Genomic DNA, 15,489 nt, shown 5'->3' on the forward strand with positions numbered 1-15,489 from the left:
GGCAGCGCGCGTACGAGTGTCGTATAGAGCCGGCCCAGCCATTCCAGCGGCGCGTATTCCGATAGCTTCGCGAGCGCGCCCGTGAGGCCGAGCAGCGTACCGATGGCGAACGATGACGCCGCAACGCCGACCGTCAGCGCGAGTGCATTCGCGAACGCGCGGCCGTAGCCACCGTCGCCGAAACTCAGCAGGCCAAGCAGCGAACCTTCCATCGATATGAGACTCACCGGCCCTTTTCGATCGTGCCCTGCAGTTTCGGATAGCGCGCAGTGATCGCATCCCACGTGCCGTCCTTCTGCAGTTGCGCGATTGCGGTGGACAGCTTGCCGCGCAGCGCGTCGCCGCGTCGCACGCCAGCACCGATCCCGAGGCCAAGCACCGGGTCGTCGGCGCAGGCGGCCTTGATCTCGAAGTCCTTGCCGTCTGGCGACGACAGGAATGCGGTGAACAGTCCTTTCGCTTCCTGAACGTAATCGACGCGGCCGGACACGAGATCGGCAAGCGCGTTATCGAACTTGTCGAACGACTTGACCTGCGCGTCGCGCTTGAAGCGGGCATCGAGGAATGCAGAGAAATTCGTGCCGGCCTCGACGCCGATCACGCGACCCTTGAAGCTCGCTGGCACCGCACAGTCGACCTTGTGCCGGTCGTTCTTCGCGCCGACAAACACGGTCGGCGATTCGTAGTACGCGCGACTGAAATCGATCGCCTTCTGGCGCTCGCCGGTGATCGTCATCGACGACCAGATTACGTCGATCTTGCCGTTCTGCAGCGACGGAATCAGCCCGTCCCACGCGATGTCGGTCAGTTCGCAGCGCACGTTCAGCTTGCTGCAGGTGGCATTGAGAACATCGATTTCCCACCCGTTCCATTTGCCGCTTGCATCTTTCGAAAAGAACGGCGGATATGACTCGGCGTCGATACCGACGCGCAACGTCGGTTGGGCTGAAAAAGTGGCGGTGGCAGCGGTAAGCGTGAACAGCGCGACCGCTGCAGCGCGGATCGGGAAATGCGTCAACCGGTTCATTTGGCAAGCTTCAGGCGTGATATCGGAACGGCCGGCGTTGCAGCCGGAGATTGGAGGCACGACTTTAGCCGTTCACGCTGCCTGTACCAAATGGTTATTTTTGAGATGAATATCCTGTTGAGCGATATGAGCGAGACCTTGGGCGTAAGGATGAGTAAACCGGCCGGGGCATTCGCAGGCCGCCGTGACGGCCCGAAGACGCAATGAATCGATTGGTTCCCGTGACGGTACCAAGCAGATCTCACGCCGCATTGCCAACGCGCCGCACCGCATAGTCCGTCGGGTTGCCGCCGAGATACGCATCCCGCAACGTATCGAGCCCGGACAGCTCGGCCGCCGTGCCCTGCGTCGCAACACGGCCACCTTCCAGCACGTAGCCGTACGTCGCATGACGCAGCGCGATCGCCGCGTTCTGCTCGGCGAGCAGGAAGCTCACGCGCTCGTTGCGATTCAGCGCCGCGATCGTCTCGAAGATCTCTTCCACGACCTGCGGTGCGAGCCCCATCGACGGCTCGTCGAGCAGCACGACCGTCGGTTCCGCCATCAGCGCGCGGCCTATCGCCACCATCTGCTGCTCGCCACCCGACGTGTAGCCGGCCAACGCATGACGGCGCGTTTTCAAGCGCGGAAAAATCGCGTAGATCCGCTCGAGGCCGGCCTCGATCTCCGCGCGCCGCGGCCGCCGCACGAACGCGCCGATCCGCAGGTTCTGCTCGACGGTCAGTTGCGCGAAGCAGCGTCGCCCTTCGAGCACTTGCACGAGGCCGCGCTCGACGAGCGTCCACGGCTCCGCATGCGTGACGTCGCCGCCGCGAAAAGCGATCCGGCCGGCCGTCACCGCTCCGCGCTCGGCCCGCACCAAGCCCGACACGGTGCGCAGCGTCGTGGTCTTGCCCGCACCGTTGCCGCCCAGCAGCGCAACGATCGCGCCGTCGGGCACGGCGAGCGACACGCCCCGCAACGCCGGAATGATCTCGCTATACGTTACCGCGAGGTCGTCGACCTGCAGGATCGGGGTCGCGGCCATCGTCACAGCTCCTTCGCGCAGTCGCGCGGTGTGATGCCCTTTTCCTTCGCGTAGGCGAGCGCGGATTTCTCGATGATCGGCCGCAGCGACGCGCGATCGGCCTGCACCCAACTGCTGATCACGTTCCACTGCCTGCCGTCCCACTGCTGGAAGCGCACCGCGCCGCCGCCCTCGTGATCGGCGCACGACAGCTTGAGCGGCTGTACAAGCCCCAGCGCACCGAGCTGTTTCAGCCGCGCGTCGTCGAGATCGAGGTGCTCGAAGCCCCAGCGCACCTGCTCGCCCGTCAACGGCTTGTTGCCGAACTTGCGCTGCGCGACCCGAATGGCCTCGACGTTGAGGATGCCGTTCACGACGCCGAGGTTGTAGTACACGGTGCCGAAGCGCGCCGCGTCCTTCAGGTTGCCGTTGCCGGGCTTGGTCACGTACTGGTCGATCGCCTGCAGCACCGGATAGCCGGTGCCCGACGGATGCGTCGTGATCGAGATGAAGCCCTTCGCGGCGTCGCCGGCCGGCCGCACGTCCTCTTCCGAGTTGCTCCAGATGTTGCCGATGATGTGCGTCGCCGGATAGCCGACCTTCTGCGCCGATTTCAGCGCGACCGGATTCATCACGCCCCAGCCTCGCAGGATCACCCAGTCAGGATTGATCTGGTGGATCTTCAGCCATTGCGAGCCCTGCTCGTTGCCCGGATGCGGCACCTCGATCTGCGTCAGCGCGAAACCGTAGCGCTTCGCGAGCACGTCGAGCACCGGAATCGTCTCGCGCCCATACGGCGAGCCGTGATACAGCACGACGATCTTCTTGCCCTTCAGGTTGCCGAGGCCGCCCGACTGCTGGCCGATGTAGTTCACGATCGCCGACACCTCGCTGTACGGATTGAGCTGCAGCGGGAACACATACGGGAACACGGCGCCGTCGGTCGAATCGGTGCGGCCGTGATTGATCGTCACGAGCGGGATCCGGTCGGCTGTCGAGCGGTCGAGCGTCGCGTACGCGATGCCGACGGAAAGCGGATTCGTCGCCGCCGCCGGCGCGCCGTTGAGCCCTTTCTTGAGCCGCTCGTAGCATTCGACACCCTTCTCGACCACGTACTCCGTCTCGCACTCGCTCCACGTCAGCTTGACGCCGTTCACGCCGCCGTCGCGCGCGTTGATCAGCTGCATGTAGTCGATGAACCCGCCGAAGAAGCCGCTTCCGCCGGCCGCGTACGGGCCGATCCGGTAGCTCTGCAGCGGGAAATACTGCTCGCCAGCCGCCTGTGCCTGCGGCAGCGCGACCGTTGCGAGCGCGATGGCCGTGCCGATCGACGCGACCCGGTTCCGCCATGCCGAAACGCTCTCTCCAACCTCATTCCGCTTCATATATATGGATTCCTGATTGATAAGAAGAAATAAAAACGATTCCGCACCGCGGCTCAACCCCGCTTCCACCCGCGCTCCCGTGCCGTCTGCACGAGCCGCGCGAGTCCGTCCGGTTCCTTCACGAGGAACACGATGATCAGCGTGCCGAACAGGATCTTCTGCAGGTTCTGCAACTGGTCGGCGCCGATGCCGACATGTGCGAGCGTGCTCGCGGCGTTCGACAGCAGGATCGGCAGCAGCACGATGAACGCTGCCCCGAGAACATTGCCGGCGATGCTGCCCATCCCGCCGATGATGATGATGAACAGGATCTGGAACGACAGGTTCAGGTCGAAGCCGTGCGGCTCGACGGTGCCGAGGTAGACGAACGCCCACAGCGCGCCGGCGATGCCGGTCACGAACGCGCTCACCGCGAACGCCAGCAGCTTCGTGCGGGCGATCGGGATGCCGATCACGCGCGCGGCCGTGTCCATGTCGCGCACGGCCATCCAGCGGCGGCCCAGCTCGCTGCGCACGAGGCTCGCGCCGCACGCGAACAGCAAGGCCACGACGCCCAGCACGAACAGATAGCGCGCAGCCGGCGTGTCGATCCGCCACTGGCCGATCGCGAGCCGCGGCGCGCTCAGCACGCCCGAGCTGTCGTTGTTCGAGAACCAGCTCACGCGCGTGAACAGCCACTCAACGAAAAACTGGGCAGCAAGCGTCGACACGATCAGGTAGAAGCCCTTGATACGCAGGCTCGGCAACCCGAACAGCACGCCGGCTGCGGCGCTCACGAGCCCGCCGAGCAGCAGGGCGACGGGCAGCGGCATCGCCGGGACGCGCACCAGCAGATTGTAGGTTGCATACGCGCCGATCGACATGAACGCGGCCGATCCGAGCGAGAGCTGGCCCGCATACCCGGTCGCGAAGTTGAGCCCGAGGCCGGCGAGCGACAGCACGAGAAACGGAATCAGGATGGCGTTGAGCCAGTAGTCGTTCGCCCACAGCGGCACGCCGACGAACGCCAGCAACACGAGCGCGAGCACCGCGGGCACGCGCAACCGGCCGTGCCGGCCGATGTAGACGACGGAACGGGACAGATCCATGACAGCCTCCTCACACCCGTTCGACGGGGCGTTCGCCAAACAGCCCGTCCGGCCGCGCGAGCAGGAACAGCATCGCGAGCACGTACGGGAACCAGTTCCCGATGCCATCGCCGATCAGGCTGCCGGCATAGACCTCGGCCAGCTTCTCGCTCGCGCCGACCAGCAGGCCGCCGACGATCGCGCCACCGATCGACGAGAAGCCGCCGATGATCAGCACCGGCAGCGCCTTCAGCACCACCAGCGACAGCGAGAACTGGACGCCGAGCCGCGCGCCCCACATCAGGCCCGCGACGAGACTGACGAAGCCGGCCAGCGCCCACACAGCGGCCCACACCCGCGGCAGTCGCACGCCCACCGACAGCGCCGCCAGCGGATCGTCTGCAATCGCACGCAGCGACAGCCCGAAGCGCGACCGCTTCGCGAGTTGCGTCAGCGCAATCACGAGCGCGCTGGCCGTGGCCGCCGCGAACAGGTCGAAGCGGCTGACCATCACGCCGCCGACGTGCAGCGGCCGGTCGTCGATGCCGAGCTCGAGGCCGTGCACCTGCGCGCCCCACAGCAGTTGTGCGGCGCCTTCGAGGATCAGGCTCAACCCGAGCGTCGCCATGAACAGCACGATTGGCGGCCGGTTCACGAGCGGGCGCAGCACCCAGCGCCCCGTCGCGATGGCAATCACCACCAGCGCACCAAGCGTGGCCGCGAACGCTGCCCACGCCGGCAGGCCGCGTTCGACGAGGCTCACGTAGGTGAGCGCGCCGAACAGCACGAGCGCGCCCTGCGCGTAGTTGAACACGCCGGACGCCTTGTAGATCAGCACGAAACCGATTGCGACGAGCGAATACATCACGCCCGCGAGCAGGCCGCCGATCACGACTTCCAGGAAGAAATCCACCTTTGCGTCTCCTCAATGCCGCAGGCCGAGATACGCGGCCAGCACGTCCGGGTTTTCGCGCACCTCGTCCGGCCTGCCGTCGGCGATCTTGCGGCCGTAGTCGAGCACGACGACGTGATCCGACAGCCCCATCACGACGCCGATGTCGTGCTCGATGAGGACGACCGTCACGCCGAAGCGCGTGTTGAAATGCAGCACGCAGTCGGCCAGCGCGCGCTTCTCCTCGCCGTTCATGCCAGCCATCGGCTCGTCGAGCAGCAGCAGGCGCGGTTCAGCCGCCAGCGCGCGGGCCAGCTCGACGCGCTTCTGCAGCCCGTACGGCAGCGTGCCGACGACACTGTCGCGGTGGCGCTGAAGGTCGAGTTCGTCGAGCAGGCGGTCGACGTGCGCGCGCTGCTCGGCTTCGTCGCGATACGCCCGCCCGACGCGCAGCGTCTGCTCGATCCACGTGCTGCGCCGATGCAGCCCGCGGCCGGCGAGCACGTTGTCGAACACGCTCATGCGGCGAAACAGCGCGAGGTTCTGGAACGTTCGCGCAATGCCGCGATGGGCGGCGCGGTACGGATCCATCCGCCGGTACGTGTCGCCGCCGAGACGGATCGTCCCCTGCTGCGGCACGTAAACACCGTTGATCACGTTCAGCAGCGAGCTCTTGCCGGCGCCGTTCGGCCCGATGAGCGCGCAGATCTCGCCGGCGGCGACGTCGAAGCTGACGTCCGCGATCGCCTGGACGCCCTTGAACGACAGCGAGATGCCGTCGAGCGACAGCAGCGCCGCCTTCACGCTGCCGCCAACTGCCGGCGGGCCTCGAGTTCGCGCACGAGCGGCAGCACGCGCTTGCCGAAATACTCGACTTCTTCGACGAAATGCAGGAAGCCGGCAAGCACGAGATCGACGCCGATCGACTTCAGCTCGACGATCCGTTCCGCGATCTGCTGCGGCGTGCCGATCAGGTTCGTACGGAAGCCGTCGTTGTACTGCACGAGATCTTCGAACGTCGACTTCGCCCAGTTGCCCTCGCCTTCGGGCGACGCTTTCCCGGCCTGCTTTACCGCATCGCCGAACGCATGCACGGCTTCGACGTGCGCGTGCCGGATGATGTCGTCGAGCACGGCCTTCGCCTCTTCCTCGGTGTCGCGCGCGATCACGAACGCGTTCACGCCGATCCGCACGCGATGGTGGTTCGCCGCCGCCTTCGCACGGATATCGTCGATCTGCGCCTTCAGGTTCTCCGGCGTGTTGCCGTTCGTGAAGTACCAGTCGGACACGCTCGCTGCGTTGTCGCGCGCCGCGCGCGAGCTGCCACCCTGAAAGATCTCCGGATGCGGCTTCTGCACCGGCTTCGGGCTCAGCGTGTAGTCGTTGAAGCGGTAGAAGTCGCCCTTGAACGTGAAGTTGTCCTGCGTCCAGATCCCTTTCAGCGCCTGGATGAATTCCTTCGAGCGGCGATAGCGCTCGTCGTGTTCGAGCCACGGCTCGCCGATCGCCGTGAATTCGCCCTTGAACCAGCCGCTCACGACGTTGATCGCGATACGCCCGTTCGAGATATGGTCGATCGTCGCGAGCTGCTTCGCGACCACGGCCGGATGCCACGGCCCCGGCAGGATCGCCGCGAGCACCTTGAGCTTCGTGGTCGCATGCAGCAGCGCCTGGCTGAACGACACCGACTCGTGCTGGTATTCCGCGCCATAGCCGGCCGTGAAGCGGATCTGGCTCAGCGCGTATTCGAAACCGGCCTCCTCCGCGACGCGCGCGAGCTTCTGGTTGTATTCGAGGCTCCAGTCGGTGCGTTGCTCGATCGTGCTGACGACGAGTCCGCCACTCACGTTCGGCACCCAGTACGCGAACTTGACGGCATCGTTGGATGAATTGGCTTGGCTCATGAGAATGTCCCGGTCAAGAAGTCAGGCAGATGCGGCCAGCGCGGCCGCGGCGGATTCGGTGTCGTGCTGCAACAGCGGCACAGCGCGTTCGATGGCAAGCGAGATGCGCGCGCGCAGCGCCGCGCTGGTAATCGCGTAGTGCGCGAAGTCGCCTTCCGACGCGTACACGCCGATCGGCAGCGTGCGCGCCTGAAAGAAACTGAACAGCGGGCGAAGCTGGTGATCGATTACGAGCGCGTGGCGCTCGCTGCCGCCCGTCGCCGCGAGCAGCACGGGCACGTCGATCAGCGCGTCGTGATGAACGAGATCGAACAGGTGCTTGAACAGCCCCGTGTACGACGCGCGAAACACCGGACTCGCGACGACGAGCGCGTCAGCGGTTTCGATCGAGCGGACCTTCGCCTCGAGATCGGCGGGAAGCTGCGCGCGCGTCAGCGCGCCCGACAGGCGCCCCGCAATCTCGCCGAGTTCGATCAGCGTCACGTCGATCGGCAGCGCGTCGCCGAGCGACGCGAGCAGCGCTTCGACCAATGCCAGTGTGCGCGATGGCCGCTGCAATCCACCGGACACGGCCACGACCTTGTAAACCTTGCTCATGACTCTCCCTTCAGAAATCGTTCGACATCAACGTTCACGTTCTGCGTCGAATGAGCAAGTGGCGTGCCATGCCACTTCGGATGCTCTGCATCCCGAATATTGACGACTACCATGCCCGGCGAACCGGAAATCGGCCAGAAATGCCCCGAATAAGCGCGTGACAAACTACGTCACATCCATATTCCCGGACGCGATGAACACCAGGAAACAGGAATGCTGAAATGCTGCTGCTCTGCCAGCAGCGACACGCGATTCGGAAGACAAAGTTCGTGCAGCGACGCCTGTTCTGCTGGTCACGCCGCATTCTTGCGGCGCGGCATGGCCCGTCATGTGGCGGCAACCGCCATCGCTGCGGCCTGCGCAGCAATTCGACTTTGATTATCAGAAATCGATGCTTCTCGTCGGCCGCAAAACATTGAACACTTTGCTGATCAGGCAGCAGCACATCGCCGCGCGCCGTCGCGCCGCATGGCCCCCCCAACACACTGCGATCGATGACCTCAATTTCCCTCCCGTCGCGTCCGGCCAGCGTGCCCGATCCTTCCGAGCCGTCGGCGCGCGAAGCAACGGTCCGACAGACAGCCGGGCGTCTCGCCGCACGCTTCGCGCAGACAGCCGCCGACCGCGACCGCCTGGGCGGCACGCCGAAAGCCGAGCGCGATGCGCTGCGCGCCAGCGGGCTGCTCGCATTGAGCGTTCCGGCCGCGTATGGCGGCCTCGGCGCGAACTGGCGCACGACGCTCGATGTCGTGCGCCAGTTCGCGGCCGCCGACAGCTCGATCGCGCACGTGTTCGGCTTCCATCACCTGATGCTTGCAACGGTCCGGCTGTTCGGCGCGTCCGAGCAATGGGAGTCGTGGTTCGAGCAGACCGCGCGCCACCAATGGTTCTGGGGCAATGCGCTGAATCCGCTCGACGAGCGCACGGTCAGCCGCACGCGCGGCGAGTGGCGCGAATTCAGTGGACAGAAGAGCTTCTGCTCAGGCGCGCTCGATTCGGAAATGCTGATCGTGTCCGCACACGACGCCGCGACCCGCGCGTTCCTCGTCGCGGCCGTGCCGACGCAGCGCAGCGGAATCTCGATTGCGGACGACTGGGACAACATCGGCCAGCGGCAGACCGACAGCGGGACGGTCACATTCGAGAAGGTGCGCGTCGAGCATCACGAATTGCTCGCGGACCCGGGCCCGCTGTCGTCTCCGTTCGCGTGCCTGCGGCCGCTGATCGCGCAGCTCGTGCTCACGAACGTCTATCTCGGGATCGCCGAAGCCGCGCTCGACGACGCGCGCCACTACACGCTGAACGAGGCGCGCCCGTGGCCGGCCTCGGGCGTCGCGCACACGGACCAGGACCCGTACGTCCTCGGTCAGTACGGCGAATTCTGGATCGGCCTCGAGGCGGCCCGCGTGCTCGCCGACCGGGCGGCCGACCGTCTCGACGCGGCATGGGCGCGCGACACGGCACTCACGCACGCGGAACGCGGCGGCGTCGCGCTCGCCACGGCCACCGCCAAGGTGTCGGCCGCGCAGACAGGGCTCGACCTGTGTACCCGCATGTTCGACGTCGCCGGCGCACGGGCGACACATGGCGCGCTGCGGCTCGACCGCCACTGGCGCAATCTGCGCACCCACACGCTTCACGATCCGATCGCCTACAAGATCCGCGAGATCGGCGCGTGGGCGCTCAAGCAAACCTACCCGACGCCGAGTTTCTACTCATGACCCACACTCCCTCTCATGCGTGGCCCGCGGAAGTGGAAACCGACGCCGACATCACGCCCCCGCCCGTGCTGACACTGCCGAACCGGCATGCGCTCGCGACGTCGATTCGCGCCCGCGCGCAGGTGTTCGTCGATCCGAGTTCGCTCGCACTGCTCGAGCGCATCCACCTGGTCGCACCGAGCGACGCGAACGTGCTGATCATCGGCGAAACAGGCACGGGCAAGGAACTGATCGCGCGCCACGTGCACAGCCTCAGCCACCGCAAGGACAAGCCGTTCGTGGCCGTCAACTGCGGCGCGTTCTCCGAGACGCTCGTCGAGAGCGAGCTGTTCGGCCACGAGAAAGGTGCATTCACGGGCGCGTTCAGCGCGAAGCCGGGCTGGTTCGAGGCTGCCAACGGCGGCACGCTGTTTCTCGACGAGATCGGCGACCTGCCGCTGTCGATGCAGGTCAAGCTGCTGCGCGTGCTGCAGGAACGCGAAGTCGTGCGGCTGGGCTCGCGCACGGGGATCCCGATCGACGTGCGCGTGGTAGCCGCGACCAACGTCCGTCTGCAGCACGCGGTGGCGGCCGGGCACTTCCGCGGCGACCTGTTCTATCGCCTCAACGTCGTGCAGCTCGCGGTGCCGACGCTGCGCGAGCGGCCCGGCGACATCCTGCCGCTTGCCCGCTACTTCTTCGAGGACTACCGCGGCCGCCTCGGCTACGGGCCGCACGACATCGACCCGTGCGCCGAACGCCGGCTCCAGGCGTACCTTTGGCCCGGCAACATCCGCGAACTGGAGAACGTGATCCACCACGCGCTACTGGTCAGCCGCCACGACTCGCTGCAGGAAAGCGACCTGCATTTCTCGTCGTCGGGCATTCCGGCTACCGGCGGTACAGCCCACGGCGAACACGCGGCGGGCGGCGCGCGCGGCCATCGGGATGCGCTCGAACAGGCGCTGCGGAGCCTGTTCGACGAAGCTCACGAGAACCTGTTCGAGCAGATCGAGGACACGGTGATGCGCGTCGCGTTCGAGTTCAGCCACCGCAACCAGATCCAGGCCGCGAAGCTGCTCGGCATCAGCCGCAACGTGCTGCGCGCGCGGCTGATCCGTGCCGGCCAGATTACCGCGCTGAAGTAGCCGCCGGCTCGGTCGCCCCGCGCGCATGCCTTCGGGTGTCGTACCGAAGGCATGCGCGCTGCTCACGTGCCCATTCATGCTCCAGTGCCGCGCGGCGCCGCGCCCGCGCCGCTGCCGATCTGCCACACGTAGGGCGGCTCGGTGCCGTTGATCTCCCAGTCACCGACGATCCGCTCCTTGTAGATGACGGGATTGTGTGACGCCGCAGTGCGCACGTTGCGCCAGTGGCGATCGAGCCGCTTGTCCTCGCTCGTGCCCGACGCGCCGAGCGCATTGAACAGCTCAGTCGTCGCGCGCAGCACGAGGTCCGACACCGCGATCTGCCCGCGCGCCGAATCGAGCTCGGCGGCAACGTTCGCGTCGTGCTCGGCCTGTGGATCCCCGCCGAACCTCGCTTCGTACGCGCGCTGCGCGGGCAGCGCGGCACGCACGGCGGTCGCCTCGGCCGCGAACACACGCGCCGCAACCTGCCCGACGACCTGCTGCACCTGCGCGTCGTCGCGCACCGCCGTCGCGTTGCCGTGGCTGAAGATCCGCTCACGCGCGCGCACCTCGCGGGCGATGTCGCGCAGTGCCGCGCGGCCCGCGCCGGCGATCGTCGCGAGCAGCACGAGCTGGTAGAACGCCGTCTGGTAGCGGAAGCGCGTCGAGAAATCGATGATGTCGGCTTCGTCGACCTGCGCGGCGTCGAACGTCGTCGTGCCGCTGCCGGTGGTGCGTTGCCCGAAGCCCGTCCAGTCGTCGCTACGGCGCACGCCCGGCTGGTCGGTGCGCACGGCCGCGATTACGTCGCGGCCGTCGTCGTCGCGGCGCGCGAACACATCGATCCAGTCCGCAAAGATGCTGCCCGTGCTGTAGTACTTCGCGCCGTTGACGACCCAGCGCTCGCCGTCGCGCGACACGCGTGTGATCACGTCGCCGATCGCGACCGCGCCGACTTCAGTCCATGCGTTGCCAACGAGGTCGCCCGCGACGAAGCGGCGGAACCACGCGTCGCGGCCCGCCCCCGGCGCCGCGTTCAGACGGTCCTCGACGAACGCGAAATGGCCGCGCAGCGCCTGCGGCAGGTTCGAATCGGCTTCGCCGAGCTCGATCAGCAACTGGATCAGCTGCGGAATCGACGCGCCCGCGCCGCCATGCTCGACCGGCACGCGCACCGCGCCGAAGCCGGCTTCCTTCAGCCAGCGGACCGGTTCATGCGGCAGCGTGCGCGCGTGCTCGCGCTCCAGCGCGCCTTCCGCGATGCGCGCGAAGATCGGACGAAATCGCTGTGCGAGGGTTTCGTAGTCGGTGCCGCGTGAAATCGTTGCCGCTACTGCGGCCGTCTCGTGCGGATTCAGTGACGTCATATGCGCTCCCGGTTTCAGTTTGAACGGCGGCTCGCCAGCGAGCCGCCCGGTCACCGGGATTGAGCAGGAGCCGTGCCAGCGGCACGACGTCCACCGCGCGTGCGTGGACGGGCGGCCAGCGCATCGCCGTGCGCAGAGCGTGCTGGATCAGCAGCAGCCTGCTGCTAGCGTGCTGCCGGCGACGCGATCGCACGCATGCACGTGCATCGGCCGGCCATGCGACCGGCTGCCTTCCGGCCGGCAGCGCGGTATCGGCATTGCGCACCACACGGTGCCTGCGCGCAGCGCGCGCGAGCCAAAGGGAGATGCAGCATGCCTGATGGTGGCGCACGTTGCTGCCACGCTGCGCTCAGGAATGGTAAGCCGTCTCGCCGTGCGAACTCACGTCAAGCCCGTCGCGTTCGCGCTCGTGGTCGACAATACCGAATCACTCGCGCCCGCCCGGAATCCACGACGTGCCCGCAAGCGGCACCCGCGCCATTCCGGCCGCCTCGACCGTCAGCGCGACGAGATCTTCGCGCTCGAGGTGGTGCACGTTCTGCTTGCCGCACGCGCGTGCGATGGTCGTCAGCTCCATGTTCAGCGTCTTCAGGTAGTTCCGCACACGACGCGCGCCCTCTTCCGGCTCGAGACGCTTTTCCAGGACTGCGTCCTGCGTCGTCACGCCGACCGGACACTTGCCGGTATGGCAGTGATGACAGAAGCCCGGCGATGTATGGAGTGCCGCGTAATCGGCCACGGCCGAATGCAGCATGCCGTCCTGGAAGTAGGATTCGCTGTTGCAGCCGAGCGCCATCAGGACCCCCTGGCCGATCGCGACGGCATCCGCGCCGAGCGCGAGCGCCTTCGCGACGTCCGCACCGGTGCGGATGCCGCCCGATACGATGAGTTGAACCTGCCCCTTCATGTTCAGCTCCTCGAGCGCATCGACGGCCTGACGAACTGCCGCGAGTGTCGGAATGCCGACGTTCTCGATGAAGCAGGTCTGGGTCGCCGCCGTGCCGCCCTGCATGCCGTCGACCACGACCACGTCCGCGCCCGCATGCACCGCAAGCTTCACGTCGTTGAACGTGCGTGTTGCCCCGACTTTCACGTAGATCGGCTTTTCCCAGTCGGTGATCTCGCGCAGTTCCTGGATCTTGATCGCGAGATCGTCCGGGCCGGTCCAGTCCGGATGGCGGCTTGCCGAGCGCTGGTCGACGCCCGCCGGCAGCGTGCGCATCGACGCCACGCGCGGATTGACCTTCTGCCCGAGCAGCATGCCGCCGCCGCCCGGCTTCGCACCCTGCCCGATCACGACCTCGATCGCATCGGCGCGGCGCACGTCATCGGGATTGAACCCGTAGCGCGACGGCAGGCACTGGTAGACGAGCGTCTTCGACGAACGGCGCTCTTCCTGCGTCATCCCGCCGTCGCCGGTCGTCGTCGACGTGCCGACTTCCGTCGCTGCGCGGCCGAGCGCTTCCTTGACGTTCGCCGACAGCGCGCCGAAGCTCATCCCCGCCACGGTGATCGGGATGTCGAGCACGACGGGCTTCTTTGCGAAGCGCGTGCCGAGCACGGTCTGCGTCGTGCACTTCTCGCGATAGCCTTCGAGCGGGTAGCGCGACAGCGACGCGCCGAGGAACAGCAGATCGTCGAAATGCGGTACGCGACGCTTTGCGCCGAGACCACGGATCTCGTACAACCCGCGTTGAGCGGCCGTGTGGATGTAGTCGATCGTCTTGCGGTCGTAGCCGGACGACTCTTCCTGCTGCAAGCGGGCGAAATGAATGGGTTTGACTTCCATGGCGTTGCCTCGATGGAGCGTGGATTCAATATTCCTGGTTCGCGTCGGCGTTCCAGTGGTAGAGCGTGCGAGCCGAAGCGATGCGCCTGAACGCGCGCGGATCGTGGTCGAGCCCGGCCGCGTCGAGCAGCGCCGCGACGGCGCTGACGTCGGCGTCGGCCATCGGCTCGTACTGCGCGTCCGCGCCGAGCGACTTCACGTCGCCCTTCACGTAGAGCACGGCTTCGTACAACGAATCGCCGAGCGCATCGCCCGCATCGCCGCAAATCACCATCCGGCCGGCCTGAGCCATGAATGCGGAGAAGCTGCCGACCGAACCGCCGACGACGATGTCGCCGCCCTTCAGCGAGATGCCGCAACGCAACCCGGCATCGCCGTCGATCACAAGCAGCCCGCCGTGCGCGGATGCGCCCGCGCCGTTCGACGCGAAGCCCTTCACGTGCACCTTGCCGCTCATCATGTTTTCCGCGACGCCGGTACCGGCACTGCCCTCGATGACGATGGTCGCGCGCTTGTTCATGCCGCCGGCGTAATAGCCGGCGTGGCCATCAATCGTCACGGTCACGTCGGCATCGACGCCGACCGCGATGTTGTGTGCGCCGTTCGGCGAGGCCACGACGATCGCCTGCCCGTCGAGCACGTCCGCGCTGCCGTGCAGGTACTGGTTGACGTCCCTGACGGTGGCGCGCTCAAGGTCGAATGTCATGCGTTCCATACGTACATCTCCTCGGGTGCGGGTTCGAATACCTTGGCGTTCCTGATGTCGGGCAGATGCGCGAGCGAGCGGAACTCCGACGCAATCGCGACGTAATCGTCGTTCTCGGCGACGACGGCCGGCTTGCACGCGAACGGGTCGCGAATCAGCGCCAGCTCGGTGGGCGTCCCCATCAGGAACGTGTAGAAGCCGTCGAGCTCCTCGAAACCCTTCTGCAATGCGACCGGCAGCGTGTCGCCCTCGCGCAGTCGCCATTCGAGGAAGCGGCACGCCGCCTCGGTGTCGTTGTCGGTATCGAAGTGAATGCCCTTCGGCTCCAGCTTCCGGCGCACGCCGTAAGGGTTCGACAGCGAGCCGTTGTGGACGAGACAGAAATCCTCGCCGGCCGTAAACGGATGTGCGCGATCCGGCGTCACCGCCGACTCGGTCGCCATCCGCGTATGGCCGACCAGGTGCGAGCCCTTGAGGCCGCCGAACGCGTAACGCGTGGCGATGTCCGCGGGCAGGCCGATGTCCTTGTACAGGTCGATCGAACGCCCGGCCGACAGCACGTACACGTGCGGGTAATGCTCGCTCAGCCAGTGCCGGACCGTGTCGGCCTGCGCATGGACAGTCAGCACCGCGTGGTTCCCCTTTGCATCGACGCGCACCGCAGCGTCGACGGACGCCTTCAGCCGGTCGAGCAGCACATCCCACGGGAAATGCTCGCCTTCATCCGTGAAGCCCGAATACAGGCTCAGCTTGCGCTGGCTTGCATCGACCGACTTGCCGAACACCGCGAGTCCGGCCGAATCCGGGCCGCGCTCCGTCATGCCGATCAGCATCGGCACCATCAGTTCGCCGAGCCGCTCGCGCAATGCCGGCGTCTTCACCAGCAAACCTACGATTCCGCACATGTTGCTTTCTCCTT

At 66.6% G+C, this 15,489-nt stretch carries 15 protein-coding genes and 1 pseudogene; 3 read left to right on the forward strand and 13 right to left on the reverse strand.

Annotated elements, in window-relative coordinates; translation table 11 throughout:
* The 9 genes and pseudogenes from DID96_RS36160 to msuE all read right to left on the reverse strand — a co-directional run.
* Window positions 1–227 (reverse strand): annotated as a pseudogene (locus DID96_RS36160) (amino acid ABC transporter permease); the annotation flags it as partial.
* Window positions 224–1,027, reverse strand: a complete 804-nt coding sequence (locus DID96_RS36165; protein WP_124603953.1) for a transporter substrate-binding domain-containing protein — start codon at window positions 1,025–1,027, stop codon at window positions 224–226. The gene DID96_RS36165 and the pseudogene DID96_RS36160, both read right to left, overlap by 4 nt.
* A 241-nt stretch (window positions 1,028–1,268) precedes the next feature.
* Entirely contained in the window at window positions 1,269–2,054 is a 786-nt protein-coding gene (locus DID96_RS36170; RefSeq protein ID WP_124603954.1) for an ABC transporter ATP-binding protein, read from the reverse strand.
* 2 nt (window positions 2,055–2,056) lie between these two features.
* A complete protein-coding gene (locus DID96_RS36175) occupies window positions 2,057–3,418 on the reverse strand; it encodes an ABC transporter substrate-binding protein (protein ID WP_185732477.1) in 1,362 nt (453 codons plus the stop codon).
* A 53-nt stretch (window positions 3,419–3,471) separates the two neighbouring features.
* Window positions 3,472–4,506: a branched-chain amino acid ABC transporter permease gene (locus DID96_RS36180; RefSeq protein WP_124603955.1), complete on the reverse strand. Its 1,035-nt coding sequence runs from the start codon at window positions 4,504–4,506 to the stop codon at window positions 3,472–3,474.
* A gap of 10 nt (window positions 4,507–4,516) precedes the next feature.
* A complete protein-coding gene (locus DID96_RS36185; protein WP_124603956.1) occupies window positions 4,517–5,398 on the reverse strand; it encodes a branched-chain amino acid ABC transporter permease in 882 nt (293 codons plus the stop codon).
* 12 nt (window positions 5,399–5,410) lie between these two features.
* Window positions 5,411–6,181, reverse strand: coding sequence for an ABC transporter ATP-binding protein (locus DID96_RS36190; protein ID WP_124603957.1), 771 nt, complete (start codon window positions 6,179–6,181; stop codon window positions 5,411–5,413).
* Window positions 6,178–7,281, reverse strand: a complete 1,104-nt coding sequence (gene sfnG, locus DID96_RS36195) for a dimethylsulfone monooxygenase SfnG (protein WP_124603958.1) — start codon at window positions 7,279–7,281, stop codon at window positions 6,178–6,180. The genes DID96_RS36190 and sfnG overlap by 4 nt, the downstream gene beginning before the upstream one ends.
* Before the next feature lie 21 nt (window positions 7,282–7,302).
* A complete protein-coding gene (gene msuE, locus DID96_RS36200) occupies window positions 7,303–7,878 on the reverse strand; it encodes an FMN reductase (protein ID WP_124603959.1) in 576 nt (191 codons plus the stop codon).
* Window positions 7,879–8,099: 221 nt separating this feature from the next.
* On the opposite strand from msuE, the gene DID96_RS38580 reads away from it, so the two are divergent.
* The 3 genes from DID96_RS38580 to DID96_RS36215 all read left to right on the forward strand — a co-directional run bounded on the left by DID96_RS38580 (window position 8,100) and on the right by DID96_RS36215 (window position 10,726).
* Window positions 8,100–8,297 carry a hypothetical protein gene (locus tag DID96_RS38580; RefSeq protein WP_185732478.1) on the forward strand — a complete coding sequence of 66 codons (198 nt, stop codon included), beginning with the start codon at window positions 8,100–8,102 and terminating at the stop codon, window positions 8,295–8,297.
* 75 nt (window positions 8,298–8,372) lie between these two features.
* The gene (locus DID96_RS36210; RefSeq protein ID WP_124603961.1) at window positions 8,373–9,599 is read left to right on the forward strand and encodes an acyl-CoA dehydrogenase family protein; all 1,227 of its coding nucleotides are present in this window, start codon (window positions 8,373–8,375) and stop codon (window positions 9,597–9,599) included.
* Entirely contained in the window at window positions 9,596–10,726 is a 1,131-nt protein-coding gene (locus DID96_RS36215; protein ID WP_124603962.1) for a sigma-54-dependent Fis family transcriptional regulator, read from the forward strand. Before DID96_RS36210 ends, DID96_RS36215 begins: the two co-directional genes overlap by 4 nt.
* A 74-nt stretch (window positions 10,727–10,800) precedes the next feature.
* Here the strand turns inward: DID96_RS36215 and DID96_RS36220 are convergent, their stop codons facing one another.
* The 4 genes from DID96_RS36220 to DID96_RS36235 form a co-directional block, all read right to left on the reverse strand.
* Window positions 10,801–12,075 carry an acyl-CoA dehydrogenase family protein gene (locus DID96_RS36220; RefSeq protein ID WP_124603963.1) on the reverse strand — a complete coding sequence of 425 codons (1,275 nt, stop codon included), beginning with the start codon at window positions 12,073–12,075 and terminating at the stop codon, window positions 10,801–10,803.
* Window positions 12,076–12,502: 427 nt separating this feature from the next.
* The gene (locus DID96_RS36225) at window positions 12,503–13,864 is read right to left on the reverse strand and encodes an FMN-binding glutamate synthase family protein (protein ID WP_124603964.1); all 1,362 of its coding nucleotides are present in this window, start codon (window positions 13,862–13,864) and stop codon (window positions 12,503–12,505) included.
* Window positions 13,865–13,889: 25 nt separating this feature from the next.
* Window positions 13,890–14,579, reverse strand: a complete 690-nt coding sequence (locus tag DID96_RS36230; protein WP_124603965.1) for a protein glxC — start codon at window positions 14,577–14,579, stop codon at window positions 13,890–13,892.
* Window positions 14,567–15,475 (reverse strand): class II glutamine amidotransferase, encoded by a 909-nt coding sequence (locus DID96_RS36235; RefSeq protein ID WP_124603966.1) that lies wholly within the window; start codon window positions 15,473–15,475, stop codon window positions 14,567–14,569. Before DID96_RS36235 ends, DID96_RS36230 begins: the two co-directional genes overlap by 13 nt.
* Window positions 15,476–15,489 lie beyond the last annotated feature (14 nt).

Source organism: Burkholderia sp. Bp8963, from assembly GCF_003854275.1.
Taxonomy (GTDB): domain Bacteria; phylum Pseudomonadota; class Gammaproteobacteria; order Burkholderiales; family Burkholderiaceae; genus Burkholderia.